At 60.8% G+C, this 24,907-nt stretch carries 25 protein-coding genes; 1 reads left to right on the top strand and 24 read right to left on the bottom strand.

Features of this window, described 5'->3' with window-relative positions:
• Positions 1-5 precede the first annotated feature (5 nt).
• The 7 genes from ACPJXG_RS07090 to rpsF form a co-directional block, all read right to left on the bottom strand.
• Entirely contained in the window at positions 6-1,016 is a 1,011-nt protein-coding gene (locus ACPJXG_RS07090; RefSeq protein ID WP_034783457.1) for an inorganic phosphate transporter, read from the bottom strand.
• A gap of 42 nt (positions 1,017-1,058) precedes the next feature.
• Positions 1,059-1,685, bottom strand: a complete 627-nt coding sequence (locus ACPJXG_RS07085; protein ID WP_010400015.1) for a DUF47 domain-containing protein — start codon at positions 1,683-1,685, stop codon at positions 1,059-1,061.
• A gap of 91 nt (positions 1,686-1,776) precedes the next feature.
• Entirely contained in the window at positions 1,777-3,162 is a 1,386-nt protein-coding gene (locus ACPJXG_RS07080; RefSeq protein WP_034750488.1) for a replicative DNA helicase, read from the bottom strand.
• 135 nt (positions 3,163-3,297) lie between these two features.
• The gene (gene rplI, locus ACPJXG_RS07075; RefSeq protein ID WP_034783456.1) at positions 3,298-3,753 is read right to left on the bottom strand and encodes a 50S ribosomal protein L9; all 456 of its coding nucleotides are present in this window, start codon (positions 3,751-3,753) and stop codon (positions 3,298-3,300) included.
• Between the two features lie 27 nt (positions 3,754-3,780).
• Positions 3,781-4,071: a 30S ribosomal protein S18 gene (rpsR, locus tag ACPJXG_RS07070; RefSeq protein WP_010400024.1), complete on the bottom strand. Its 291-nt coding sequence runs from the start codon at positions 4,069-4,071 to the stop codon at positions 3,781-3,783.
• Between the two features lie 25 nt (positions 4,072-4,096).
• A complete protein-coding gene (gene priB / locus ACPJXG_RS07065; RefSeq protein WP_034783455.1) occupies positions 4,097-4,396 on the bottom strand; it encodes a primosomal replication protein N in 300 nt (99 codons plus the stop codon).
• A 20-nt stretch (positions 4,397-4,416) separates the two neighbouring features.
• Positions 4,417-4,806 carry a 30S ribosomal protein S6 gene (rpsF, locus tag ACPJXG_RS07060; RefSeq protein WP_034750499.1) on the bottom strand — a complete coding sequence of 130 codons (390 nt, stop codon included), beginning with the start codon at positions 4,804-4,806 and terminating at the stop codon, positions 4,417-4,419.
• A 275-nt stretch (positions 4,807-5,081) separates the two neighbouring features.
• Between rpsF and lexA the strand changes: the two genes are divergently transcribed.
• On the top strand, positions 5,082-5,717 hold the full coding sequence (lexA, locus tag ACPJXG_RS07055; RefSeq protein ID WP_035821024.1) for a transcriptional repressor LexA: 636 nt from the start codon (positions 5,082-5,084) through the stop codon (positions 5,715-5,717).
• Between the two features lie 60 nt (positions 5,718-5,777).
• On the opposite strand, the gene ACPJXG_RS07050 is transcribed toward lexA, so the two are convergent.
• From ACPJXG_RS07050 to leuC, 17 genes are all read right to left on the bottom strand, one after another.
• Positions 5,778-6,572: a sel1 repeat family protein gene (locus ACPJXG_RS07050; RefSeq protein ID WP_425253794.1), complete on the bottom strand. Its 795-nt coding sequence runs from the start codon at positions 6,570-6,572 to the stop codon at positions 5,778-5,780.
• Between the two features lie 79 nt (positions 6,573-6,651).
• Positions 6,652-7,893, bottom strand: coding sequence for a cystathionine gamma-synthase family protein (locus ACPJXG_RS07045; protein WP_425253793.1), 1,242 nt, complete (start codon positions 7,891-7,893; stop codon positions 6,652-6,654).
• A 149-nt stretch (positions 7,894-8,042) separates the two neighbouring features.
• A complete protein-coding gene (gene purF / locus ACPJXG_RS07040; RefSeq protein WP_034750508.1) occupies positions 8,043-9,566 on the bottom strand; it encodes an amidophosphoribosyltransferase in 1,524 nt (507 codons plus the stop codon).
• A 38-nt stretch (positions 9,567-9,604) separates the two neighbouring features.
• Positions 9,605-10,093, bottom strand: coding sequence for a CvpA family protein (locus ACPJXG_RS07035; RefSeq protein WP_046685790.1), 489 nt, complete (start codon positions 10,091-10,093; stop codon positions 9,605-9,607).
• 20 nt (positions 10,094-10,113) lie between these two features.
• Positions 10,114-11,097, bottom strand: coding sequence for an SPOR domain-containing protein (locus ACPJXG_RS07030; RefSeq protein ID WP_425253792.1), 984 nt, complete (start codon positions 11,095-11,097; stop codon positions 10,114-10,116).
• Between the two features lie 24 nt (positions 11,098-11,121).
• On the bottom strand, positions 11,122-12,420 hold the full coding sequence (gene folC, locus ACPJXG_RS07025) for a bifunctional tetrahydrofolate synthase/dihydrofolate synthase (RefSeq protein ID WP_425253791.1): 1,299 nt from the start codon (positions 12,418-12,420) through the stop codon (positions 11,122-11,124).
• Between the two features lie 154 nt (positions 12,421-12,574).
• Positions 12,575-13,447, bottom strand: coding sequence for an acetyl-CoA carboxylase, carboxyltransferase subunit beta (gene accD / locus ACPJXG_RS07020; protein WP_010400390.1), 873 nt, complete (start codon positions 13,445-13,447; stop codon positions 12,575-12,577).
• Positions 13,448-13,644: 197 nt separating this feature from the next.
• Positions 13,645-14,442, bottom strand: coding sequence for a tryptophan synthase subunit alpha (gene trpA, locus ACPJXG_RS07015; RefSeq protein ID WP_035821037.1), 798 nt, complete (start codon positions 14,440-14,442; stop codon positions 13,645-13,647).
• Positions 14,443-14,527: 85 nt separating this feature from the next.
• Positions 14,528-15,778 (bottom strand): tryptophan synthase subunit beta, encoded by a 1,251-nt coding sequence (gene trpB / locus ACPJXG_RS07010; RefSeq protein ID WP_035821039.1) that lies wholly within the window; start codon positions 15,776-15,778, stop codon positions 14,528-14,530.
• A complete protein-coding gene (locus ACPJXG_RS07005) occupies positions 15,771-16,454 on the bottom strand; it encodes a phosphoribosylanthranilate isomerase (RefSeq protein ID WP_425253790.1) in 684 nt (227 codons plus the stop codon). The genes trpB and ACPJXG_RS07005 overlap by 8 nt, the downstream gene beginning before the upstream one ends.
• A 28-nt stretch (positions 16,455-16,482) precedes the next feature.
• The gene (gene truA / locus ACPJXG_RS07000) at positions 16,483-17,313 is read right to left on the bottom strand and encodes a tRNA pseudouridine(38-40) synthase TruA (RefSeq protein ID WP_035821044.1); all 831 of its coding nucleotides are present in this window, start codon (positions 17,311-17,313) and stop codon (positions 16,483-16,485) included.
• A gap of 46 nt (positions 17,314-17,359) precedes the next feature.
• Positions 17,360-19,858 (bottom strand): FimV/HubP family polar landmark protein, encoded by a 2,499-nt coding sequence (locus ACPJXG_RS06995; protein WP_425253789.1) that lies wholly within the window; start codon positions 19,856-19,858, stop codon positions 17,360-17,362.
• Positions 19,859-20,108: 250 nt separating this feature from the next.
• Entirely contained in the window at positions 20,109-21,236 is a 1,128-nt protein-coding gene (gene asd / locus ACPJXG_RS06990) for an aspartate-semialdehyde dehydrogenase (protein WP_425253788.1), read from the bottom strand.
• 45 nt (positions 21,237-21,281) lie between these two features.
• Complete coding sequence (gene leuB, locus ACPJXG_RS06985) at positions 21,282-22,352, bottom strand: 3-isopropylmalate dehydrogenase (RefSeq protein WP_035821051.1); 1,071 nt, start codon at positions 22,350-22,352, stop codon at positions 21,282-21,284.
• 10 nt (positions 22,353-22,362) lie between these two features.
• Positions 22,363-23,010, bottom strand: a complete 648-nt coding sequence (gene leuD, locus ACPJXG_RS06980) for a 3-isopropylmalate dehydratase small subunit (protein WP_035821053.1) — start codon at positions 23,008-23,010, stop codon at positions 22,363-22,365.
• 51 nt (positions 23,011-23,061) lie between these two features.
• A complete protein-coding gene (locus tag ACPJXG_RS06975) occupies positions 23,062-23,184 on the bottom strand; it encodes a lipoprotein (RefSeq protein ID WP_010400408.1) in 123 nt (40 codons plus the stop codon).
• Between the two features lie 68 nt (positions 23,185-23,252).
• Positions 23,253-24,656, bottom strand: coding sequence for a 3-isopropylmalate dehydratase large subunit (gene leuC / locus ACPJXG_RS06970; protein ID WP_425253787.1), 1,404 nt, complete (start codon positions 24,654-24,656; stop codon positions 23,253-23,255).
• Between the last annotated feature and the right edge of the window lie 251 nt (positions 24,657-24,907).

Genomic DNA, 24,907 nt, shown 5'->3' with positions numbered 1-24,907 from the left:
ATCCATCACATGATGTGGTGGCCAATCCACCAAGCGACTGCGGCAACAAACGCGGAGGCAGGAATCGTGAAGATCCAGGCCCAGACGATATTGCCCGCCACGCCCCAGCGCACGGCCGACATTTTTTGCGACGAGCCGACGCCGACGATGGCGCCCGTGATGGTGTGCGTGGTCGACACGGGAATGCCCAGCGCCGTCGAGACGAACAGGGTGATCGCGCCGCCCGTTTCGGCGCAGAAGCCGCCGACCGGTTTGAGCTTGGTGATCTTCTGGCCCATGGTCTTGACGATGCGCCAGCCGCCGAACAGGGTGCCGAAGCTGATGGCCGTGTAGCACGAGATGATGACCCACATCGGCGGCATGGCATCGGCCGCGCTGGAATAACCGGCAGCGATCAGCAGCATCCAGATGATGCCGATGGTTTTTTGCGCATCGTTGCCGCCGTGGCCCAGGCTGTAGGCGGCGGCCGATACCAGTTGCAAACGGCGGAACCACTTGTCGACCTTGCGCGGCGTCGAACGGACAAAAATCCACGACACGAGCAGCATCATGATCGAGCCGAAGACGAAGCCCAGTACCGGTGCGATGACGATGAAGGCGACGGTTTTCCACAGGCCGGCGGCGACCAGCGCGCCCGTGCCGGACTTGGCGACAGCGGCGCCCACCAGGCCGCCGATCAGCGCGTGCGAGGACGACGAGGGAATGCCGTAGTACCAGGTAAACAAATTCCAGAAGATGGCGCCCATCAGCGCGCCGAAGATCACGTACTGGTCGATCACGGCCGGGTCGATGGTTCCTTTGCCCACCGTGGCGGCCACGGTCAGCTGGTGGAACACGAAGATGGCGACGAAGTTGAACGTGGCGGCCATGGCAACCGCGGTCTGCGGTTTCAATACGCCCGTCGAGACCACCGTGGCGATCGCGTTGGCGGCATCGTGGAAGCCGTTCATGAAGTCAAACAGCAGCGCGAGGACGATCAACAGGCCTAGCACGTAGATGCTGATTTGTATGGTCATTGTAGTTTCTTTTCTGATTCTGGTTCAGGACAGGCCCAACGCTTACGCGTTTTCGACGATGATGCCTTCGATAATATTGGACACATCTTCGCAACGGTCGGTCACGGTTTCCAGAATTTCGTAGATCGCTTTCAGCTTGATCAGATTGCGCACGTCCGGCTCGTCGCGGAACAGCTTGGACATGGCGGCGCGCATCACGTGGTCGGCGTCCGACTCCAGGCGGTCGATCTCTTCGCAGATGGCGACGATCTTGCGCGAGTTGTCCATGTTGTGCAGCATGGCGACGGCGTCGCGCACTTTTTCGGTACAGGCCAGCACCAGTTCGGCCAGGCGCTTGGCTTCCGGCGTGACGGCTTTCAGGTCGTACAGCGAGACGGTTTGCGCCGCATCTTCCAGCAGGTCGAGGATATCGTCCTGGCGCGTGATCAGCTGATGGATGTCATCGCGGTCGATCGGCGTGATGAAGGTCTTGTGCAGCATTTCCACGGTGGCGTAGGTGACTTTGTCCGCCTGTTTCTCGATGCTTTCGATCGCATGTACGCGGTTTTCCAGGTCGTCGAAATTGGTCATCAGGCCGAGCATCTCTTTCGCGCCCTTGACGCACAGTTCCGCGTGCTGGTTAAACAATTCAAAAAACTTGCCCTCAGTGGGCATCAAGCGTCCAAACATGTCATTCTCCGTTAAGCATTGAGTCGTGTTATTTACTACAGAAAGCCGCCCCGTATGAGGGGGCGGCCAATGGAATATCAGTGCTGCTGTGTTAGTCGCCTTGGTAAAGCGCCAGGCCACCACTGTAATTGCCAAATTTGGTGTACTGCCCCATGAAGGTGAGGCGGATGCTGCCGATTGGACCGTTACGTTGTTTACCGATGATGATTTCGGCCGTTCCCTTGTCTGGCGAGTCGGGGTTATACACCTCGTCGCGGTAAATGAACAGGATCACGTCGGCATCCTGCTCAATAGCGCCCGATTCGCGCAAGTCGGACATGACGGGACGTTTGTTCGGGCGTTGTTCCAGCGAGCGGTTCAGCTGGGACAGCGCGATCACGGGGCAACCGAGTTCTTTCGCCAGGCCTTTCAAGCCCCGTGAAATCTCGGAAATCTCCGTGGCGCGGTTGTCGCCCGGCGTATTGGCCGACATCAGCTGCAAGTAATCGACGATGATCAGGCCCAGCTTGCCGCATTGACGCGACAAACGGCGCGAACGGGCGCGCAATTCGATGGAATTGAGCGCCGGCGTTTCATCGATGTACAACTGCGCGTCGTTCATCTTCTGGATCGCATTCGTCAGGCGCGGCCAGTCTTCGTCGTTCAGGCGGCCAGTACGCAAACGGTGCTGGTCGAGCTGTCCGACGGAGCCGAGCATACGCATGGCCAGCTGGGCGCCGCCCATCTCCATCGAGAACACGGCCACGGGCAAGCCGCTGTCGATGGCCACGTTTTCGCCGATGTTGACGGAAAACGCCGTCTTGCCCATCGACGGACGGCCCGCCACGATCACCAGATCGCCCGGCTGCAGACCGGAGGTCATGCGGTCGAGGTCGATGAAACCGGTGGGCACGCCCGTGATTTCACTCTGGTTGTCGCGGCTGTACAGCTCATCGATGCGCTCGACCACCTGCGTCAGCAGGGGCTGGATGGCGGTCCAGCCCTGGGCGCCGCGCGCGCCTTCTTCCGCGATGGCGAAAATCTTCGATTCGGCCTCGTCAAGCATCTGCTTGACTTCCTTGCCTTGCGGGCTGAAGGCCGTGCCGGAGATATCGTCGGCGACGGTGATGAGTTTGCGCAGCACGCCGCGGTCGCGCACGATCTCGGCGTAACGCCGGATGTTCGCGGCCGATGGCGTGTTTTGCGCCATGGCGTTCAGGTAAGCGAGTCCGCCCACATCATCGGCCTTGCCGAGCTGGGTCAGGGTTTCAAAAACAGTAATGACATCGGCTGGCTTGGAAGCGTTAACCATCTTGACGATTTGCTCGAAGATGATGCGATGGTCATAGCGATAGAAATCCTCCGCATGCATGAAGTCGGCGATGCGGTCATACGCGGCATTGTCGCGCAGCAGACCACCGATAACGGATTGTTCTGCTTCGATCGAATGCGGCGGAATACGGAGGGAATCCAGTTGCGGATCAGAGGGGGCGTTCATGGCGCGAATTATACCCGCTTCGGCGTGCTGGCAAAAATAAAGGGCTGAAATTGAGCGAAAAAAAGGCCACAAAAAAGCCGGGCGAACCCGGCTTTTCATAGTGCGGCAATGCTTGCGGGCCAGGCCCGCAGACAATTACGCGTTCGCGTCTGGAACGACAGCGATAACAACTTCCACGACCACGTCGGTGTGCAGAGCAACCGAAACGTTGTGCTCGCCAACGATCTTCAGCGGGCCGGTAGGCATGCGGATTTGTGCTTTTTCAACAGCAAAACCTTGCTTGGTCAGCGCTTCAGCGATGTCGAAGTTGGTGACGGAACCGAACAGACGGCCATCAACACCAGCTTTTTGAGCAACTTGAACGGTCAGGCCGCTCAGTTTTTCGCCCTGGGCTTGCGATGCGGCCAGTTTGGCGGCAGCAGCTTTTTCCAGTTCGGCGCGCTTGACTTCAAATTCAGCCACAGCGGTTGCCGTAGCACGACGTGCCAGGCGTTGCGGGATCAGGAAGTTACGTGCGTAACCGTCTTTGACTTTGACGACTTCGCCGAGGTTACCGACGTTAACAACTTTTTCTAACAGAATGATTTGCATAGTTCTTCTCCAGGAATATCTGACCGATTAAGCGTGGTGCAGATCGGTGTATGGCAGCAGCGCGAGGAAGCGAGCGCGCTTGATTGCGGTGTCAACTTGGCGCTGGTAGTGCGCTTTGGTACCGGTCAGGCGTGCTGGCATGATCTTGCCGTTTTCTTGGACGAAGTCTTTCAGCGTGTCGACGTCTTTGTAGTCGACTTGCTCAACGTGAGCTGCGGTGAAGCGGCAGAACTTCTTGCGTTTGAACAACGGGTTTTGCTGTTTGCGTTTTTCTTTAAGCTTGAGCTTATTTTTGTCGAACTTTTTACCGAATGCCATGTCAGGCTCCTGTATCTAAAATGCGCTAGTCAGAATTGACTGCACTAAAATCAATGATGTGAAACACCAAACTCTTGCTGTTGCGGCTCTTCCTGGCCAGGAAACCCGTGAACTGATACACCCCGCCCAAGCTTGCCTGACTGAACCGGCCTGAGATTTCGCCAGCGGCTAGCGCGGCAACATCAAACTCGGTCAAACGGGCAATCCCTGCTTCCATCTGCTGCGAACTGTGTTGCAATACTGCATTCACAATCGGCAGCCCTGCCGGGGTATAGCGCAATATTTCGCGCTCGGCAATGATGGCGGTTACTTGCAGCTGGTTCAGCGCACGATCCTGGTCAAGAATTAAGCTGCTGCTGCGGCTGGAGCGGCTGCTGGTGCTTCGGTGCGGTGGCTTTTGGCCGCGTCTTCGCGTTGTACCGATTTCATCATCGGCGAAGGAGCTGTTTCAGCTTTCTTCATTTTAACGGTCAGGTGACGCAACACGGCATCATTGAATTTGAATGCTGTTTCCAACTCGACCAGGGTCTCGTTGTCGCATTCGATGTTCAGGCAGATGTAGTGTGCTTTAGGCAGCTTTTGGATCGAGTAAGCCATTTGACGGCGGCCCCAATCTTCCACGCGGTGAACCGAACCGCCGCGGGTGGTTACGCTGGCTTTGTAGCGTTCGATCATCGCGGGCACTTGCTCGCTTTGGTCCGGATGGACGATAAAGACTATTTCATAATGACGCATGCAAACTCCTTCAGGTCGGATTGATAATCGCCCACCCCGGCGTCAAGACGGGTGTGGGAAGGTCAGCCGAAGATTATAACCGCCTTTTGCAAACGTTTCAATCATTCCTTCCATCAGCGTCCGAAAAGACCGTGCGCCAGCGTGCTTTCCGCCCATGGCCGACTATTTCTTGCGAAATTCGCCGAAAACACGGAAATCCCCTTGCATAGTGGGCGATACTGTACAAAAATACAGACTGTTCATATAGACAGCATTTTAGTATGCACCCACCGCTCATGATCAAGCTGACAGCACGACAAGAACAAATCCTGAACCTGATCAAAGACGCGATTGAAAACACGGGCTTTCCCCCTACCCGTGCCGAAATCGCCAATGAACTGGGTTTCAAATCGGCCAATGCAGCCGAAGAGCATTTGCAGGCCCTGGCCCGCAAGGGCGCGATCGAGATTTCGCCCGGCACCTCGCGCGGCATCCGCCTGATCGGTGCGGCCGCCGAAGCGGCGCCATCGAAAGTGCCGGCAGCGCTGCTGATGTCGCTGCCCCTGATCGGCCGGGTGGCCGCCGGCTCGCCCATCCTGGCACAGGAAAACCTGGAAGCGAGCTACAACGTCGACCCGGCCCTGTTCTCGGCCAAGCCCGACTTCCTGCTGAAGGTGCGCGGCTGGTCCATGCGCGACGCCGGCATCATGGATGGCGATTTACTGGCCGTGAAAAAGGTCGACAGCGCCAAGAACGGCCAGATCGTCGTGGCCCGCATCGGCGACGAAGTCACCGTCAAGCGCTACAAGAAGACGGGCTCCGTCATCGAACTGCTGCCGGAAAACCCGGACTTCAAGGTGATTACCGTTTCGCCGGAAGACGAGTTTGCTTTGGAAGGCTTGGCGGTCGGACTGATGCGCAGCTGGCATTGACAAGCGCGCCTTTGCCGGGCGCGCTGTTGGTGCCGGCACTTCGTGCAGACGGCGCGAGAATTACCGGCTGCCACCGGGAGCCGCGACAACCACCGGTGGGCGGCGCTCCGCAGGCATCTTGGACGAAGGGCGCCGGCTATCACTATCAAAGGCGGCGGTATCCACCGCTTTCTTGGCGGATTCGGCAAGCACATACGCTTCCGTCTTGGCTTGCCACGCCACTCTATTGGCTTCGACCCGAGTCGCCTTTTGATTGGCTTCTGCACTGACTGCGGTATAAGCCTTCTCCATCAACGCTTTTGCTTGCGTAAATTCCTGCTCATTCATCAAACGTTCGATGTCTGACGGAATGTTTTTGCCAGGCGGCAATGATGCGTTGAGATTTTTGACAAAACCGTTGTAGCAGGCGCTCCAGGCATCGAGTCCTTCCTGTACTGCAATGATCTGCCGCTTGGTCTGCGACATCTCCGGCACCACCGGCTCCACACAGTTAAACTTGCTCAGGGAAATGTCAGCGCCCTTGTAATCGCGCGCATAGAAATCGATATCCGCGCGGCGCGCGGCGCGCTGCCGGATCAGATCGAGCGCAGCATCCGCTTGCTTGTTGCCGCTGGCGGAGGACTTCTGAAACCATTCCCTGGCCGCGCTGACGTCACTGATCACGCCCTCACCATACAAATACATTTCACCAAGATGAAACTGCGCCTCGGCATTACCGGCTGAAGCGAGCTTGTTATACAAACTCAACGCCTGGGTATAGGATTGCGCTTCGAGCAAGCGATTGGCATCCGATAAATCATCGGCATACGCGCCGCAAGAAAACAGCATCGCAACAAAAAATGTAAGTTTCTGCATGATCACCCTCTTGTAAAAGACTTATATTTATCAAATAAGACACAAATGTAAGCCCTTTTCAGGAAAAAGTGAATAATTATTATGCGCTCAATGCCGAACTAAAATCTTCCAGCAGGTCAGCCTCATCCTCGATACCCACCGACACGCGGATCAGCGATTCGGCAATGCCCATGCTGGCGCGGCGCTCGGCACCCATCTCGTAGAAAATCGTGTGGGCGACGGGAATCACCAGGGTGCGCGTGTCGCCCAGATTGCTCGCTGGAATAGCCAAATTCAAACGGTTGAGGAAATCGAAGCAGTCGATACCATCTTTCAGCTCAAAGCTGAACAGCGAACCATAGCTGCGGAACAAGTCCGTTGCCAGCGCGTGCTGCGGGTGCGACGCCAGGCCAGGATAATGCACGGCAGCCACTCTCGGATCGGCCTGCAGCATGGTGGCCAGCGCCAGGGCGTTCGAGCAGGTGCGGTCCATGCGCAAGGCCATGGTTTCCGCGCCGACGGCGATATGGTGCGCCGCTTCCGGCCCCAGCGAGGCGCCGAAGTCGCGCAAAGCCTTGGCACGGATTTGCGCGATGCCCCACTGCGCGGGCGCCGCCTTCTTGTAGTTCTCGAAAATGTTCGGATACCGCGTCCAGTCGAACACGCCCGTGTCCGTCAAGCTGCCGCCCAGGGCGTTGCCGTGGCCGCCAATCGATTTCGTCAGTGCATTGACCACCAGGCCCGCGCCCACGGCTTTCGGGCGGAACAGGTAAGGCGTCGTCATCGTGTTGTCGACGATGTACAAAATGCCCTTCTCGCGGCACAAGTCACCGATTTTTTTCAGGTCGGCGATCTGCGTGCGCGGATTGGCGATGGTTTCCACAAAGACGATGCGCGTGGCCGGCGTGATGGCGGCCGCGACATTGGCGACATCGGTGGCGTCGACAAACGCCACAGCGATGCCCTGCCCCGTCACCGTTTGCCACAGGCTGTTGGTGTTGCCAAACAAAAAGGCCGACGACACGACATGGTCGCCCGCGCGCAGCAACGATTGCACCACGGCGCCGATGGCGCCCATGCCGGTGGCGAAGCACAAGGTCGCCACGCCGTCTTCCATCTTGTTGACCTTGTCTTCCAGCGCGGAGACAGTCGGATTGCCCTGGCGGCCGTAGCGGAAGCCTGGCTCCTTGCCCTGGAACACGGAAGCGAGCTGGCGCGCATCGGCGTAACCGAAGGCAACGGAAGTGTGCACGGGCTTGTGCAGGGAACCGTGCTCAATGCCCTTGCGGCGGTCGTTATGCAGGATGGTGGTGGTAAAGCCGTAGGTTTTTTTGGTGGTCATGGTGAGAATTCCGAATATTCGATTTGCCGCGCAACCCCAAGGCAAATGCTGGGGTCAGTCCCTCCGGGATCGGAATGCGCACCACTGGCGCGCATTCCCCCGACGGGTCTGACCCCGGAAAAAAAGCCCGGCATCGGCCGGGCAGGTACTTATGCTTCTGTTGTCGCCAGGTTCAGGTTCAGCTGGGAACGTGGCGTATCTTCGGGCGCTGCCGCCTTCGGATGGTGGCGCGCATATTCCAGGCGGTCCAGGTATTCCTGCGACACGTCGCCCGTCACGTACACGCCATCGAAGCACGACGCCTCGAAGTTGGTGAGCGCCGGATTGACGTCGGCGATCGCCTGCTTCAGCGCGCCGATATCCTGGTAGACCAGGTAGTCGGCCGTGATTTCGCGGCACACTTCTTCCGTCGTGCGGCCGTAGGCGATCAGCTCGTCGCGCGTCGGCATGTCGATGCCGTACACGTTCGGGTAGATCACCGGTGGCGCAGCCGAGGCGAAGATGACTTTCGTCGCGCCCGCTTCGCGCGCCATCTGCACGATTTCACGGCTGGTGGTGCCGCGCACGATGGAATCGTCGACCAGCAGCACGACCTTGTCCTTGAATTCGGACGGGATCGCGTTGAGCTTCTGGCGCACGGATTTCTTGCGCGCCGCCTGGCCCGGCATGATGAAGGTGCGGCCGATGTAGCGATTCTTGATGAAGCCTTCGCGGTACTCGATGTTGAGCGCCATGGCCAGCTGGATGGCGGCCGGACGCGAGGAATCGGGAATCGGCATGACCACGTCGATATGCACGCCTGGCAACTCGGCGCGGATCTTTTCGGCCAGGTATTCACCCATTTTCAGGCGCGTGGCGTACACGGAGGCGCCGTCGATGACGGAGTCGGGACGAGCCAGGTAGACGAATTCGAACACACAAGGGTTCAGACTGGCATTGTCGGCGCACTGGGCGCTGTGCAATTTCTTGTCGGCATCGATAAAGACGGCTTCGCCGGGACCGATGTCACGCACGAAGCGGAAGCCCATGCCTTCCAGGGCCACGGATTCGGAAGCGATCAGGTATTCGGGACCTTGCTCCGTTTCATTGATGCCCAGGCACAGCGGACGGATGCCGTGCGGGTCGCGGAAGGCCAGCAAGCCCACGCCGGCGATTTGCGCCACGGCCGCATAACCGCCCTTGACGCGGCGGTTCAGCACGGTCACGGCCTTGAAGATGGCTTCCGGATCCAAGTTCAGGCCCGTCGTCGCTTCCTGGATTTCATGCGCCAGCACGTTGAGCAGCACTTCCGAATCGGAATCGGTATTGATGTGACGGCGGTCGTTCTTGAACATTTCCAGCTTCAACTGTTCCCAGTTGGTCAGGTTGCCATTGTGCGCCAGCGTGATGCCGAACGGCGCATTCACATAGAACGGTTGTGCTTCCTCTTCGCTCGACGAACCGGCCGTCGGGTAACGGCAATGGCCGATGCCCGTCGTGCCTTGCAGCGAACGCATGTTGCGCGTACGGAAGACGTCACGCACGAGGCCGTTGGCCTTGTGCATGGAAAACATACTGCTGTGATTGGTCGCAATCCCTGCCGCGTCCTGACCGCGATGTTGCAGGAGCAACAATGCATCATAGAGCAATTGATTGACAGGTTGATGGGAAACGACGCCGACGATGCCACACATGGTGTGCTCCTAAACTGTGCTACTGATTTTAAAAAAATTCAAAATTTCACATGCTGCGCGTAAGCGGCAGGCAGATAAGGCTTGATGGCGCGCGCGCCCTGCTCCGCGAGCGGGCTGAGCTGCGCGTTTTTCCAGAATGGCTGCTGCGGTATGGAAGTCATGCCACACAAGATGACGGCGGTCAGCACGATCACAAGGCCCCGCGCCACGCCGAACAGGGTGCCCAGGGTGCGGTCGGCCAGGCTCAAGCCCGTCACCTTGACGAGCGCGTCGACCGTCATGGACAGCAATCCCATCAAAATGCGCACGCCGATGAACAGCACCACGAAAGCCAGCAACAAACGGATGGCTTCGCCCGGCACGGCTTCCGGCAGGAATTTCGCCAGGGTGGCGCCATACGCGTTGGCGATGACGAACGCCACGATCCAGCTGACCAATGACAGTATTTCCTTGACCAAGCCACGCATCATGCTGATCAGCACGGACGTCACCAGCACGAACAGCACCAGGTAATCGAAGATCGTCACGCGCGTTCAGCCTTGCAACATCACGCCGGCACCAGACTGCCGCCCAGGCCCAGCTTTTGCAGCTTGGCGCGGGTCTTTTCCGCGTCTTCGCGGCTGCCGAACGGGCCCACGCGCACGCGGATGCGCTCGCCCGCCGGGCTGGAGACTTTCTGCGTGTACGACTTGATGCCCGCTTCGCGCAGCTTGTCCTGCAATTCGTCGACCTTGTCCTGCGTCGCCAGGGCCGCCACCTGCACCACGAACTTGCCGCTGCCGGCGTCGTGCGCCTTGTCCTGCAACTTCTCTTGCGGTTTGTCTTGTGGCTTGCCTTCCAGAATCGCCAGCGCGCGCGCGGCATCGTCGGCCGATTGCGCCGGCTTGGCAGGCTTCGGTTCGGGCTTGGCTTCCGGTTTTACTTCATGCTTGGGCTCTGGCTTGGACTCGGGCTTGGATTCGTGTTTCGGCTCCGGCTTGCTTTCGTGCTTTGGCTCCACCTTGACCGGCTTGGGCTCAGGCTTGGGCTCGGGTTTCGGTTCCACATAAGTTGGCTTGACAGGTGCAGGCTGGGCGGCGGCCAGCACGGGTGCCGGTGTGGGCGTCGGCTTGGCCGCAGGCGGCAGCGGCGTATCGACGATTTCCTCGGACTGGTCCAGGCCATTCGCTGCAGCTTGCGCCGGGACGGCCGGCACGGGCGCCGGTGCAGGCGCAACAGCCTTTTCCTTCGACGGAATGTCGATGGCGATATCGTTGAACGGTGCCTTCGGCTCGGAATCGAGCAGCATCGGCAAGCCGACAGCCACGCCCAGGGCCAGGGCAATGGCCCCGACCAGGCGACGGCGTGCGCGCTTTTTTTCAGGCAAGACCGGATCCGGCGCCTCCTTGCCGCCACGGCGCGATCCGCCGCCACCGGAGGTGTTGGCTGCGCGCTTGCGGGTCGGCGACTGTGCTTCGCCAGGGACATAAAAGCCGCTGTCTTCGCCAGAGGATTCTTGCTTGTTTTTAAACAGTTTCGAGAACAAGCCCATGCGTGATTTTCAGTCGAGTGCGTTTCAGTGAAGTGAGGATTTTCGGGCCTTCATCACGCCGGCAACGGTGAGGAAAGAACCAAAGACCACAATTCTATCATTCTCACCGGCCCGGCTCATTGCATTTGCAAAAGCTTGTGCCGGATCATCGAAAATAGACACAGTATGTTCGCTGCTGTCAGGCTTGTCTTCGAGCATGATCTGCACCTTGGCGGCCAGCTCGGAAGCCGTGGCCGCGCGCGGCGAAGGCAGGCCCGTCAGGCACCAGTGGTCGACATGTTCGCTCATCGCAGCCAATACGCCATCGATATCCTTGTCCTGCATGGAGCCGAACACGGCATAGGTATACGGGTGGAAACCCATATTGCCCAGGTTCTGGTTCAGCGCCGAGGCCGCATGGGGGTTATGCGCCACGTCGAGGATCACGCTGGGGCGGCCAGGCAAGACCTGGAAGCGGCCCGGCAGCTCCACCGTCACCAGCCCCGTGCGCACTTCCTGCGCGCCCACGGGCAGTTTCAGCTTCAGCACTTCCAGGGCGGCCAGCACGGCCGTCGCGTTCAGGATCTGGTTGGCGCCGCGCAAGCTCGGGTAAGCGAGCGAATTGCGGCGCTGCTCGCGTCCGCCGTAGTTCCACTGCTGCTTGTCGCCCGAATAATTGAAATCGCGGCCCATCAGCCACAGGTCGGCGCCGATGGCTTCGGCATGGTCGATCAGCGACTGCGGCGGCACGGGGTCGCTGCAGATGGCCGCCTTGCCCGGACGGAAAATGCCGGCCTTTTCAAAGCCGATCGCTTCGCGCGTGTCGCCCAGGTAATCCGTGTGGTCGATGTCGACGCTGGTGACGATGGCCACATCGGCGTCGATCACGTTGACGGCGTCCAGGCGCCCGCCCAGGCCCACTTCCAGGATGGCCACATCCAGCTTGGCCTGCGACAGCAAATGCAGAATCGCCAGGGTGGTGAATTCGAAATACGTCAGCGGCGTGTCGCCGCGCACGGCTTCGACGGCATGGAAGCTGGCAACAATCTGTTCATCGCTGGCCATCTCGCCCAGCACGCGCGCGCGCTCGTTAAAGTCGAGAAAATGCGGCTTGATGTACAGCCCCACTTTGTAGCCGGCACGCAACAGCACGGATTCCAGCATGGCGCAGGTGGAGCCCTTGCCATTCGTGCCCGCCACCATGATCACGGGGCAGGTAAAAGCCAGCTGCATGCGCGCCTTGACGGCTTGCACGCGGTCCAGGCCCATGTTGATCTGGGTTTCCGAATGGCGGGTTTCCAGCATGGCGAGCCAGTCCGGCAAGGTGGTGGGGAGGTTTTGCATGGGAGACTTATTGAAAAGAGTGCGCGAGGCGGGAAAGACATGAGACCCGAACCGAAGACTGGGGTCGGTCCCTGCGGGATCGAGATTCACTCCACTGGAGTGAATCTCCCCATCGGGTCCGACCCCGGCAGTTCAGGTTTTGGGGTAAATCAAATTACGCCAGTACTTCCACAGCCTGGTTTTGCAACAAGGCCAGCAAGCGGGCGATTTCTTCGCGCATCTTACGGCGGTCGACGATCATGTCGACGGCGCCCTTGGTGACGAGGAACTCGGCGCGCTGGAAGCCTTCCGGCAGTTTTTCGCGCACGGTGTTTTCAATCACGCGCGGGCCGGCAAAGCCGATCAGCGCTTTTGGTTCGGCGATGACGACGTCGCCCATGAAGGCGAACGAGGCGGACACGCCGCCCATGGTCGGGTCGGTCAGCACGCTGATGAATGGCAATTTCTTTTCGGACAGCTTGGTCAGCATGGCCGTGGTTTTCGCCATCTGCATCAGGGAAAGCAAGCCTTCCTGCATGCGCGCGCCGCCGGTGGCGGTGATGCAAATGAACGGCACTTTCTGTTCCAACGCGATTTGCGCGCCGCGCACGAAGCGCTCGCCCACGACGGAGCCCATGGAGCCGCCCATGAATTCGAATTCGAAGCACGCCACGACCACCGGCAGGCTCATGATGGCGCCGCCCATGACGACCATCGCATCCGTCTCGCCCGTCGCTTCCATGGCGGATTTCAGGCGATCCGGGTATTTCTTGCTGTCCTTGAATTTCAAGGTATCGACGGGCAGGATTTCCTGGCCGATTTCATAGCGGCCGCCCGCGTCGAGCAGGCTGTCGAGGCGTTCACGCGCGCGGATGCGCATGTGGTGGTCGCATTTCGGGCACACGTGCAGATTCGATTCCAGGTCCGTACGGTACAGCACGGCTTCGCACGACGGGCACTTGACCCACAGGCCTTCCGGCATGGTCTTGCGCGCGGCGGCGTCCGAACGCTGGATGCGCGGTGGCAGCAGTTTTTCCAACCAACTCATATTTTCTCCTTGGGCCCTTGTAGGGGTAGCGTCGGTGGACGCCCCCGGCAGACGGTAAACGGCGACGCCCCGCAGGGCGCCACCAAAAATTTTATCTATTGCACAATAACAGGCAAATCAGTGGCCGAAGTGTAGCCGTTTATCGCCGGGCTGTCGAACTTTGCCGCCACCCGAGCTTGCGTAAACAACAAGCTTGCTCAGGCGTCCAGTGCGGCGCGGATGCCTGCCGTAAAGCTACGCACGGCGTCGACGGCGCCGCCTTCTGGGGCATTTTCTATCTCCTGGATGATGCGGCTGCCGATCACGACGGCATCGGCCACCTTGGCCACGGCCTTGGCCGTGGCGCCATCGCGGATGCCGAAGCCCACGCCGATAGGCAATTTTACATGCTGGCGGATGGCAGCGAGGCGCTCCGCCACCTGTTCCGTATCAATGTTGCCGGCGCCCGTGACGCCCTTGAGCGACACATAGTAGCTGAAGCCGCCGCCAACCTTGGCCACTTGCGCGATGCGCTCTTCCGTCGAGGTGGGCGCCAGCAGGAAGATCAGGTCGAGGCCCGCTGCGCGCATGGCGGCCGCGAATTCCTCGCACTCTTCCGGCGGATAGTCGACGACGATGGCGCCGTCGGCGCCGGCCGCTTGCGCCGCTGCAATGAAGGCGGCGCTACCGATGCGCTCGATCGGGTTGGCATAGCCCATCAGCACCACGGGCGTCGTCTGGTTCGTTTCACGGAACTGGCGCACGTAGCCGAACACGTCGTGGATGCCGACATTGAATTTCAATGCCCGCTCGCAGGCCCGCTGGATGACGGGGCCTTCGGCCATGGGGTCGGAAAACGGCACGCCCAGTTCCAGCACATCGGCGCCGCCCTCGACGAGCGCATGCATCAGCGGCACGGTGGCGTCAGGGCCGGGGTCGCCGGCGGTGATGAAGGTGACCAGGCCGGTCTTGTTGTTGGATTTTAAATTGGCAAAGGTGGTGGCGATACGGGACATGGATAGCTTTCTTTATCGGTGAGAGATGTCGGATTACGCGCTCTCGCGCTAATCCGACCTACGCAATACTGGGGTTGTCAGTTATTTAACTGAAATTCAATCCCATGCGCTCCGCCACGGTATGCATGTCCTTGTCGCCACGGCCCGACAGGTTGGCCAGCACGATCTGGTCTTTCGGCAAGGTGGCCGCCAGCTTGGCCGCGTAGGCCAGTGCGTGCGACGATTCCAGGGCCGGGATGATGCCTTCGATATGGCAGCAGTCGTGGAAAGCCTGCAGCGCCTCGTCATCCGTGATGGACACGTATTGCGCGCGGCCCGAGTCTTTCAGCCACGCGTGTTCCGGACCCACGCCCGGATAGTCGAGGCCGGCCGAGACGGAATGCGTCTCGATGATCTGGCCATTGTCATCTTGCAGCAGATAGGTGCGGTTGCCGTGCAGCACGCCCGGGAAGCCGGCCGTCAGCGACGCCGAGTGCTTGCCCGTGTCCAGTCCTTCGCCAGCCGCTTCCACGCCGATCAGTTTTACATCTTTCTGGTCGATATACGGGTAAAAGATGCCCATGGCGTTCGAGCCGCCACCGATGCAGGCCAGCACGTAGTCGGGCTGGCGGCCCGTCATTTCCGGCATCTGCACCAGGCATTCCTCGCCGATCACGGACTGGAAGTCGCGCACCATCATCGGATACGGATGGGGGCCTGCCACGGTGCCGATGATGTAAAACGTGTTTTCGATGTTCGTGACCCAGTCGCGCATGGCTTCGTTCAGCGCATCCTTGAGGGTCTTGGAACCAGATTCGACGGGCACGACGGTCGCGCCCAGCAATTTCATGCGGTACACGTTCTGCGCCTGGCGCTTCACGTCTTCGCTGCCCATGTAGACCACGCATTCAAGGCCGAAGCGGGCGCAGATGGTGGCCGTGGCCACGCCATGCTGGCCGGCGCCCGTCTCGGCGATGATGCGCGGCTTGCCCATGCGCTTGGCAAGCAGGGCCTGGCCGATGACGTTATTGATCTTGTGCGCGCCCGTGTGGTTCAAGTCTTCGCGTTTGAAATAGATCTGCGCGCCGCCGGCCAGCTCGGACCAGCGCTTGGCGTGGTAGATCGGCGATGGACGGCCGACGAAGTGTTTCAGCTCGTAGCGGAATTCTTCGAGGAACTCCGGATCGACGCTGTAGCGGGCGTAGGCATCCTTCAGCTCGGCCAGCGCATGCGTGAGCGTTTCGGCAACGAAGGAGCCGCCGTACGGGCCGAAGTGGCCGCGCAGGTCGGGAAACGGGTAATCGGTGGCGTGGAACAATGCGGCGGCTGCGCCGGGCGCGGTGGTGTGGTCATTCATGGTTGTTTCCTCTGGCAATGATGGCATCGGCATCCTGCACCGCGGCGATAAACGCGCGGACTCGGGATGCGTCCTTGATGCCCTTGAACGCTTCGACACCACTGCTGATGTCGACGGCGTAAGGGCGCACGCGCACCACTGCGTCAGTCGCGTTTTGTACGCTCAAGCCACCACTTAAAACGACCCGAGGCGCGAGTTCTTTTGGAATGAGGGACCAATCAAATACCTTTCCTGCACCACCATAGGCATCCACATAGGTATCGAGCAAGAGGCTGGAGAACAAGGGACTGGCGGCGCGATAGCGCTGTTCGTATTCTAGCAAATCTTCAAAGGAGGTGTCGGGTTTGACGCGGAACACTTGCGTAAACGGCGTATTCACGGCGCCAGCCAGCGCGGCGCTGTGTTCTGGCGTCTCGTCGCCATGAAATTGCAGCAGTGACAAAGGCGCCACGGCCTTCGTTGCCCGCACTTCTTCCACCGTGGCGTTGACGAACAGGCCCACCGTCGTCACGTAGGGCGGCACGGCGGCGATCAGGGCAGCTGCCTGTTCGGGCGTGACGTAACGGGGACTTTTCGGATAGAACACGAAGCCGATGGCGTCGGCGCCGGCCGCCACGACGGCCTGGATGTCTTCAACGCGGGTCAGGCCGCAAATCTTGATGCGTGTGCGAGGCATGGCAATCCTTTACTTGATTTGATGCAGATCAAAACCAGGGCAAAGCGCTGCTGCTGTCCTGCGGCAATGCCCATTTCGGATCGTAATCGATCTGCGCCAGGTACAGGCCGTCCGGCATGAAGGTGGGCGCGGCCGCGTGGCGGTCCTTGCTTTCCAGCAGATGCCCCAGCCATTCCGGCTTTTCCCGTCCCGTACCGATGTAGACGAGCGATCCGACCAGGTTGCGCACCATGTGGTGCAGGAAGGCATTGGCCGTAATCGTAAAAATCACGCAATCGCCGCGCCGCTCGATGCGGATGTCATGCATGAGCTTGACAGGCGACTTGGCCTGGCATTGCGCGGCGCGGAAGGCCGTGAAATCGTGCCAGCCCAAGAGCGGCTGCACGGCCTGGCGCATCAGTTCCACGTCCAGCGGCCGGAAAAAGAAGCCGGCACGCCCTTCCACCAGCGGCGAACGGGTAGCGTTGTTGTACAACACATAATGATAGGTACGCGCGCGGGCGCTGAAACGGGCGTGGAAGAAGTCATTGACCGTCGGATCACCTTCGAGTTCCTTGGCCCAGCGCACGGCGATGGATTTCGGCAGGAAGGCGTTGACGCCGCGCACCCACGAGTGCACGTCGCGGTTCAGGTCCGTATCGAAGTGCACGACTTGCTCGAGCGCATGCACGCCCGTATCCGTGCGGCCGGCGCAGGTAGTGGCCAGGCGCACGCGGGCGAACTGCTCCAGCGCGTTTTCCAGCTGGTCCTGCACCGTTTGCCCGTCTTCCTGCTTCTGGTATCCGTGCCAGGCCGTGCCGTCGTACTGCAGGCCGAGGACGATACGCTTGAGTGGCGTTGCTGTCGTAATATTTTGCATCGAAGCATTATACCGGCGCGGCAGCCTGCCGCGCCGGCGGGTATTGCTAGCTCAGCAAAGCGCGCATGGTATTCGCCTTTTTCACTTGCTCTTCGCTGCCGCCCTTGATGACCTCATCGATCAGCTCGCGCGCGCCTTCCTTGTCGCCGATTTCCTGGTAAGCGATCGCCAGGTCCAGCTTGGTATCCATTTCCATGTGGATGGCCGACAGCGGGTCGTCCACGCCCACGCTGGCAGCCTTGCCATCGTTGAGGTCCAGGTCGATGCCGGACAGGTCGAACTCCTGTGCCGGCGGTATGGCTTCCGGCAAGGTGGCGGGCGTTTGCGCATCGTCGAACAGGCTGTCGATGGAAGGCTCGGCCGCCGCGACCGGCGCGGCAGCGGGCGCCACCGGCTCGTCGAGGTCAAAATGGGCCAGATCGACATCCTTCAAGGGATCAGGCAACGGCGTCAAGCCGGCGCCCACGCCATTCACGGGGCCGGCTGGCGGTTCCAGGTCCAGGCCGAAATCCATGCTGGCGTCATACTGCGCATCGTGCGCGGCGGAGACGGGCTTGCTGTCCGGCCCCGGCATGACGATCGGATCGCTCGTGGAGACGGGCTCGAAATCGAGGCTGTCGAGGTCAAAATCGAGGGGATCGCGCGCATCGCGGGCCGCCACGGACGACACCGGCTCGGCCGGCGCCAGGTCGGCCAGCGGCGCGGGCGCAGGAGTCGACAAGTCGTCGGACAAATCCATGCTCTGGCCGTGCAAATCGTCGCCAACACCCTTGCTCAGGCTGACGACGGCGTCGTCTTCCGTATCGCCATACAGGGGATTGGTGGGATCGAGCGCCAGGCCCAGCGCGGCCGCCTGCGGCCACTCTTCGCCCTGGCCGCGCGTCAGGCTGTACAGCTCGCTAGCCTGGTCTTCAAATGCGCGCACGTCGTTGCGGGCCGAATAGATTTCCAGCAACTTCAGGCGGGCAGCATGGCGCTCGGGGTGGATGCGCAAGGCTTCCTTGAGGATATCTTCCGCCTGGCCGTCACGGCCGTAGGCGATATACACGTCCGCTTCGGCGACCGGGTCCGTTTCATTCGCATCGAGCATGCTGGCGCCCGCTGCGGCGGCCACGCCGGCTGCGGCCGCGCCCGTGCCGAACAGGTGGTTGCTCGCTTCGGACTGCTGGTCTTCCGGCGCCAGGCCGGTCGTCGGCGGCGCCACGGGCGCTTCCGGCTCCAGCACGGGGGCGATAGCTTCAGCGGGCGGCGGCGCGTCCTTGCGGCGGCGCGCAATCACCAGCGCGGCCACGGCGGCCAGCAGCGCGGCCAGGCCGATGCCGATGGCGCCCAAGTGGTCGTTGACCTTGTCGGCGAAGGTCGGTTCCAGCGGCGATGGTTTTTTCACCAGCGGCACGGGTTTCGCCTTTGGCACGGGCGGCTGGGCTTCGGCCGGTGCGCTGGCAACGGCGCTGGCAGGCGCGCTGACCGATGCACTGGCAGCGGCCTCGGCCGGCTTGGCGGGCGCGGGCGCGCTCTTGTCCGCCATGGCCTTGCTCTTGACCGCCATCAGCTTTTCCAGGTCGCTGACGTTCTTTTCCAGCTCCTTGACGCGGGCAGCCGCTTCATCGACCTGTTTCGCCTTGGCGATCTTGTCTTCCTCGCTGGCGACGGCGCTCTTGCCGGCCGACTTGGCCGCCGGCTCCGCCTTCGACAATTTCAGCTTGTCTTGCGACTCGCTCACGGCCGTCGGCTTTTCCTGCACCTTCGTCGCGCCGATCTTGCCGGCCGTGCTTTGCGTCGCTTGCGCGGCCTTGGCCGGCTTGCTTTGCGACACCTGGCCCGCCAGCTTGTTGCGGTAGGCGTCGAAATCGATGGCGTGCGCCGTCACGATGCCCTTCGCTTCGGCCGCGCCGGTGGCGCGCACGGTGTCCGCGCCCGGAACGGCCAGGATGCGCCCGGCCTGCATGCGGTTCATGTTCTCGCCCTTGAAGGCGTCGGGATTGGCGCGGTACAGGGCGACGAGCATCATGTCGAGCGAAACGCCAGATGGCTTCAGTTCGCTGGCGATGCGGCTCAGGGTGTCGCCCGCCTTGACCTTGTACTCTCCTGCCGCCTTTTTCGCGGCGGGCGGCGCAGTCTCGGCGGCGGCGGCAGCGGCCGGCTTGGCCTTGCCCGGCTCGACCGGCGCCGTCACTTGCGCGCCGCGCGTCTGGCGCGCTTCGGGCGTGTCGAGCACGAATGCATATTCGCGCACCTGGCGGCCGCTCTTGCTGCTCAGTTCCAGCAGCAGGTCGACCATCGGCTCGGCCACCGGTTGCGCCGAACTGATGCGGATGAAGGACTTGCCGTTGCGGTTTTCCACGGCAAACGTCAGCGCATTCAGGGCGGGATTGAATTCCACGTTGGCTTGGCGGTAGGCGTCAGGCGGCGCCAGCTTGGCCAGCAGGCTGGTCGCCTCGCCTGGCTTGACGGCCGATAATTCGACCTCGGCGCGCAGCGGCTGGCCGGCGGCGGACAGCACCGTGATCTTGCCCAGCTCGGCTGCGGATACCGCCGGTGACAATAACACCGCGCAGGCGACAGCGCTGCTGAGTGTTTGAATGGCAAGGGAGGCGACCCGGGGACGAGTGTGTACAGGCATAGTTGGCGGCATCTTAGTTGACATGGGAAAACTGTTACTTTTCCAGAGGTATCAACATATCATCATGCCCAGAGCTATGCAAGCTCCGCATGGTTGAGCCTTGACGGGCTCAGGGCGAAAAAAAAGCCGGGAAAACAGCCCCGGCTTGATCTTGATCAGCAATTTGTGGCGCTTACGCGTCGAGCAAAATACGCAACATACGGCGCAGCGGCTCGGCCGCGCCCCACAGCAATTGGTCGCCCACGGTGAACGCGGACAGGTATTCGCCACCCATGCTCATCTTGCGCACGCGGCCGACAGGAATCGTCAGGCTGCCCGTGACGGCTGCCGGCGACAGGTCGCGCACGGACGCTTCGCGCGTGTTCGGCACGAATTTCACCCACTCGTTGTTGCTGGCGATGATGTCGTTGATTTCATCGAGCGGCACGTCTTTTTTCAGCTTGATGGTCAAGGCTTGCGAATGGCAGCGCATGGCGCCGATGCGCACACACAGGCCGTCGACAGGAATTTCCTTGGTGCCAAAGTCGATGCCGCGACCGAGAATCTTGTTGGTTTCCGCGCCCGCTTTCCACTCTTCCTTCGACTGGCCATTGCCCAGGTCCTTGTCGATCCACGGGATCAGATTGCCGGCCAGCGGCGCGCCGAACTGCTTGATTTCATCCGGGGAATAGCCGTGCTGGGTGGCCAACACCTGGCGGTCGATTTCCAGAATGGCGGAAGCGGGGTTGTCCAGCAGCGCCTTGACGGAACCGTTGATGGTGCCAAATTGCGTCAGCAGTTCGCGCATGTGCTGCGCGCCGCCGCCCGATGCCGCCTGGTAGGTCATCGACGTCATCCAGTCGATCAGGTCGTGCTGGAACAGGCCGCCCAGGCCCATCATCATGCACGACACGGTGCAATTGCCGCCGATGTAATTCTTGACGCCATTGCCCAGCGCATCCTTGATGACGTGCAGGTTGACGGGGTCGAGCACGATGACGGCGTCTTTTTCCATGCGCAAGGTCGAGGCCGCATCGATCCAGTAGCCATTCCAGCCCGCTGCACGCAGCTGCGGGAAGACAGCGCTCGTATAGTCGCCACCCTGACAGGAAATAATAATGTCGCACTTGGACAGTTCGGCGATGTTGTTGGCATCCTTGAGGATGGTTTCATTCTTCGCCATGGCAGGCGCCGAGCCGCCCGTGTTCGACGTCGTGAAAAACACCGGTTCGATGTGGGCGAAATCGCCCTCTTCCTGCATGCGTTGCATCAGGACCGAACCGACCATACCGCGCCAACCTACCAAGCCAACTAATTTCATTACCATTCCTCAAGATGAGACGGCGACTGCCGTCATTAGACTATTTTATCCCAGAGCTTTTACAACTGCATCACCCATGGCCTCGGTACCGACCAAAGTCGTGCCCGCTTCATGGATGTCGGCCGTGCGCAAGCCCTGCGCCAGCACGTGCTTGACGGCTGCCTCGATGCGGTTTGCCTGCTCTTCGCGGTTCAGCGAATAGCGCAGCATCATGGCGGCAGAAAGAATCGTCGCCAGCGGATTGGCGATGCCCTTGCCGGCGATATCGGGCGCCGAGCCGTGCGATGGCTCGTACAGACCCTTGTTGTTGGCGTCCAGCGAGGCCGACGGCAGCATGCCGATCGAACCCGTCAGCATGGCGGCCGCATCCGACAGGATGTCGCCGAACATGTTACCGGTCACCATGACGTCGAATTTCTTCGGCGCCCGCACCAGTTGCATGGCCGCGTTGTCGACATACATATGATCGAGTGCAACATCCGGGTATTCCTTGTGCACGTCGATGACGATGTCTTTCCAGAACTGGAAGGTTTCCAGCACGTTGGCCTTGTCCACGCTGGTGAGGCGCTTGTCGCGCTTTTGCGCAGCCTGGAAAGCCACATGGGCGATGCGGCGGATCTCGCCTTCCGCATAGCGCATGGTGTCAAAACCTTCGCGCTGGCCCTTGAACGGACCGTCCGGGCACTCGCGCACGCCGCGCGGCTGGCCAAAATAAATGTCGCCCGTCAATTCGCGGATGATCAAAATATCGAGGCCCGACACCACTTCCGGCTTCAGGGTCGAGGCGCCCGCCAGTTCCGGATACAGAATCGCGGGACGCAGGTTGGCGAACAGGCCCAGGTTCTTGCGCAAGCCCAAAATCGCCTGTTCCGGACGGAACTGGCGCTCGAGGTTGTCATATTGGTAGTCGCCCACGGCGCCGAACAGCACGGCATCGGCCGCTTTCGCCAGGGCAAGAGTACCTTCGGGCAGCGGGTGGCCATGGGCCGCATAGCCGGCGCCGCCCACGGGCGCCGTTTCCAGCTCGAACGATTCGCCCAGCACATTCAAGACCTTGACGGCTTGCGCGACGATTTCAGGACCGATCCCGTCGCCGGGTAAGATTGCAATTTTCATGGAATGATCTTTAGATAACGTTGGCCAGCCAGGGCTGATTGGTCAGATGCCGTTCTTCGAAGGCGCGGATATCGTCGGCGTGGCGCAGGGTCAGGCCGATATCGTCAAGCCCATTCATCAGGCAATATTTGCGGAAGGCGTCGATCTCGAACGGATACGACACAGAACCGTTGCTGGTGCGCACGCATTGCTGTTCCAGGTCCACCACCAGCTTGAAGCCGGGGAACGCCTTGACTTCATTGAACAGGTGCTCGACCTGGCTTTCCGACAGCACGATGGGCAGCAAGCCGTTCTTGTAGCAATTATTGAAGAAGATGTCGGCGAAGGAAGGCGCGATGATGGCGCGGAAGCCATATTGATCGAGTGCCCACGGCGCGTGTTCGCGCGAGGAACCGCAGCCGAAGTTCTTGCGCGTCAGCAAGATCGACGCGCCCTGGTAGCGCGGCTCGTTGAGCACGAACTCCGGGTTCAGCGGGCGGCGGCTGTTGTCCTGGCCCGGCTCGCCATGGTCGAGATAGCGCCATTCGTCGAACAGGTTGGGGCCGAAGCCGCTGCGGTGGATCGATTTCAGGAATTGCTTCGGGATAATCGCGTCGGTGTCGACGTTGGCGCGGTCCAGCGGGGCGACCAGGCCTTCGTAAATCGTAAATTTATCCATGCTGTTTCTACTCGGTAGGACGCGCGGCGCTGGGCGCCGGCACGTCGCGGTTTATTTTCCGCCGGCGCCAGTGACGACCTGGCCGACTTTCTGCACATCGCGGCCGATGCCGGAGACGGTGTTGCAGCCAGACAGGATCACGGTGGCGATGAGGAGGGCGAAGAGTTTTTTCATGATGAGTTCTCGATAAGAAAGATGGGACTGATACCGCTAGTGTAAACCAGCGGCGCCAGTCCCTGCCGTCATCGCAATCCCCGCACGTCGACAAAGTGGCCGGCGATACCCGCCGCGGCCGCCATCGCGGGCGACACCAGGTGGGTACGGCCGCCCTGGCCTTGCCGGCCTTCGAAGTTGCGGTTCGAGGTGGACGCACAGCGTTCGCCCGGCTCCAGGCGGTCCGCATTCATGGCCAGGCACATGGAGCAACCGGGCTCGCGCCATTCGAAGCCGGCATCCTTGAAGATGCGGTCCAGGCCTTCGCGTTCGGCCTGGTCCTTGACGAGGCCGGAACCGGGCACGACCAGCGCCAGGGTCACGTTCGAGGCGCGGTACTTGCCGCGCACCACGGCGGCGGCCGCACGCAAATCCTCGATGCGCGAATTGGTGCAGGAGCCGATGAAGACCTTGTCGATACGCACATCGGTGATCGGCGTGTTCGGTTTGAGGGCCATGTAGACGAGGGCTTTTTCGATGGCGTCGCGCTTGACGCTGTCTTTTTCATTGTCCGGGTCTGGCACCCGGCCATCGATGCCGATGACCATTTCCGGCGACGTACCCCACGTCACTTGCGGTTGAATTTCTTGCGCGTTGAGCGTGACGACGAGGTCGAAGCGGGCGCCCGGGTCCGAATGCAGGGTGCGCCAGTAGGCCACGGCCCGTTCCCAGTGCGGGCCGGCCGGCGAAAACGGGCGGCCCTTGACATAATTGATGGTGGTGTCGTCCACGCCGATGATGCCGGCGCGCGCGCCCGCCTCGATGGCCATGTTGCACACCGTCATGCGACCTTCCATCGACAGCGCGCGGATGGCCGAGCCGCCGAACTCGATACAGTAGCCCGTGCCGCCGGCCGTGCCGATCTTGCCGATGATGGCCAGCACGATATCTTTCGCCGTCACGCCGGTCGGCAAGGCGCCGTCGACTTGCACCAGCATGGATTTGGATTTCTTTTGCAGCAAGGTTTGCGTGGCCAGCACGTGTTCCACTTCGGACGTGCCGATGCCGTGCGCCAGCGCGCCGAACGCGCCATGCGTGGACGTGTGCGAGTCGCCGCAGACGACCGTCATGCCGGGCAAGGTCGCGCCCTGTTCCGGGCCGATCACGTGCACGATGCCCTGGCGTTTGTCGTTCATGTTGAAGTAGGTCAAGCCGTAGTGCTTGGCGTTCTTGTCCAGCGTTTCCACCTGCAGGCGCGAAACGGGGTCGGCAATGCCGTCGACCCGGCTGGTGGTCGGCACATTATGGTCGGCCACGGCCAGGTTGGCGGAAATGCGCCACGGCTGGCGGCCCGCCACGCTGAGGCCATCGAAGGCTTGCGGGCTGGTAACTTCGTGCAGCAGGTGCCGGTCGATGTACAAAATTGTCGTGCCATCATCTTCGGCCCGAACAACGTGGGATTCCCAGAGTTTGTCGTAAAGCGTCTTCATCATGATATATGCAGCGTTGCCACAGCCTGTTTAAGTGATCTGTCGTACTGATCGAAGGGATCGGCAATGATTATGCCATATATTGTGCAATGCAGAACCAAAAGCCGCCCCAGCGTGGGATGGGCGATACAAAATTTGGTGCGCTTTGCGGATATGGCCAAAAAATTGCTGATACGAAAATCCGCCAAAATGCCGGCGGGGCGAATAAAAATCGAAAGAAGCCGAAAAAAAAGCCCGCTGCAGAGGTCTGCAGC

This window comes from Janthinobacterium sp. NFX145 (genome assembly GCF_049810325.1).
Lineage (GTDB): Bacteria > Pseudomonadota > Gammaproteobacteria > Burkholderiales > Burkholderiaceae_D > Janthinobacterium > Janthinobacterium rivuli.
This window is presented reverse-complemented; position numbering and strand designations above follow the sequence as displayed.

Excerpts from the sequence above, each read along its gene's own strand:
- ACPJXG_RS07090 (WP_034783457.1), bottom strand. The coding sequence starts at position 1,016 with ATGACCATACAAATCAGCATCTACGTGCTAGGCCTGTTGATCGTCCTC.
- ACPJXG_RS07085 (WP_010400015.1), bottom strand. The coding sequence starts at position 1,685 with ATGTTTGGACGCTTGATGCCCACTGAGGGCAAGTTTTTTGAATTGTTT.
- ACPJXG_RS07080 (WP_034750488.1), bottom strand. The coding sequence starts at position 3,162 with ATGAACGCCCCCTCTGATCCGCAACTGGATTCCCTCCGTATTCCGCCG.
- rplI (WP_034783456.1), bottom strand. The coding sequence starts at position 3,753 with ATGCAAATCATTCTGTTAGAAAAAGTTGTTAACGTCGGTAACCTCGGC.
- rpsR (WP_010400024.1), bottom strand. The coding sequence starts at position 4,071 with ATGGCATTCGGTAAAAAGTTCGACAAAAATAAGCTCAAGCTTAAAGAA.
- rpsF (WP_034750499.1), bottom strand. The coding sequence starts at position 4,806 with ATGCGTCATTATGAAATAGTCTTTATCGTCCATCCGGACCAAAGCGAG.
- lexA (WP_035821024.1), top strand. The coding sequence starts at position 5,082 with ATGATCAAGCTGACAGCACGACAAGAACAAATCCTGAACCTGATCAAA.
- ACPJXG_RS07050 (WP_425253794.1), bottom strand. The coding sequence starts at position 6,572 with ATGCAGAAACTTACATTTTTTGTTGCGATGCTGTTTTCTTGCGGCGCG.
- ACPJXG_RS07045 (WP_425253793.1), bottom strand. The coding sequence starts at position 7,893 with ATGACCACCAAAAAAACCTACGGCTTTACCACCACCATCCTGCATAAC.
- purF (WP_034750508.1), bottom strand. The coding sequence starts at position 9,566 with ATGTGTGGCATCGTCGGCGTCGTTTCCCATCAACCTGTCAATCAATTG.
- ACPJXG_RS07030 (WP_425253792.1), bottom strand. The coding sequence starts at position 11,097 with ATGGGCTTGTTCTCGAAACTGTTTAAAAACAAGCAAGAATCCTCTGGC.
- folC (WP_425253791.1), bottom strand. The coding sequence starts at position 12,420 with ATGCAAAACCTCCCCACCACCTTGCCGGACTGGCTCGCCATGCTGGAA.
- accD (WP_010400390.1), bottom strand. The coding sequence starts at position 13,447 with ATGAGTTGGTTGGAAAAACTGCTGCCACCGCGCATCCAGCGTTCGGAC.
- trpA (WP_035821037.1), bottom strand. The coding sequence starts at position 14,442 with ATGTCCCGTATCGCCACCACCTTTGCCAATTTAAAATCCAACAACAAG.
- trpB (WP_035821039.1), bottom strand. The coding sequence starts at position 15,778 with ATGAATGACCACACCACCGCGCCCGGCGCAGCCGCCGCATTGTTCCAC.
- ACPJXG_RS07005 (WP_425253790.1), bottom strand. The coding sequence starts at position 16,454 with ATGCCTCGCACACGCATCAAGATTTGCGGCCTGACCCGCGTTGAAGAC.
- truA (WP_035821044.1), bottom strand. The coding sequence starts at position 17,313 with ATGCAAAATATTACGACAGCAACGCCACTCAAGCGTATCGTCCTCGGC.
- asd (WP_425253788.1), bottom strand. The coding sequence starts at position 21,236 with ATGAAATTAGTTGGCTTGGTAGGTTGGCGCGGTATGGTCGGTTCGGTC.
- leuB (WP_035821051.1), bottom strand. The coding sequence starts at position 22,352 with ATGAAAATTGCAATCTTACCCGGCGACGGGATCGGTCCTGAAATCGTC.
- leuD (WP_035821053.1), bottom strand. The coding sequence starts at position 23,010 with ATGGATAAATTTACGATTTACGAAGGCCTGGTCGCCCCGCTGGACCGC.
- ACPJXG_RS06975 (WP_010400408.1), bottom strand. The coding sequence starts at position 23,184 with ATGAAAAAACTCTTCGCCCTCCTCATCGCCACCGTGATCCTGTCTGGC.
- leuC (WP_425253787.1), bottom strand. The coding sequence starts at position 24,656 with ATGATGAAGACGCTTTACGACAAACTCTGGGAATCCCACGTTGTTCGG.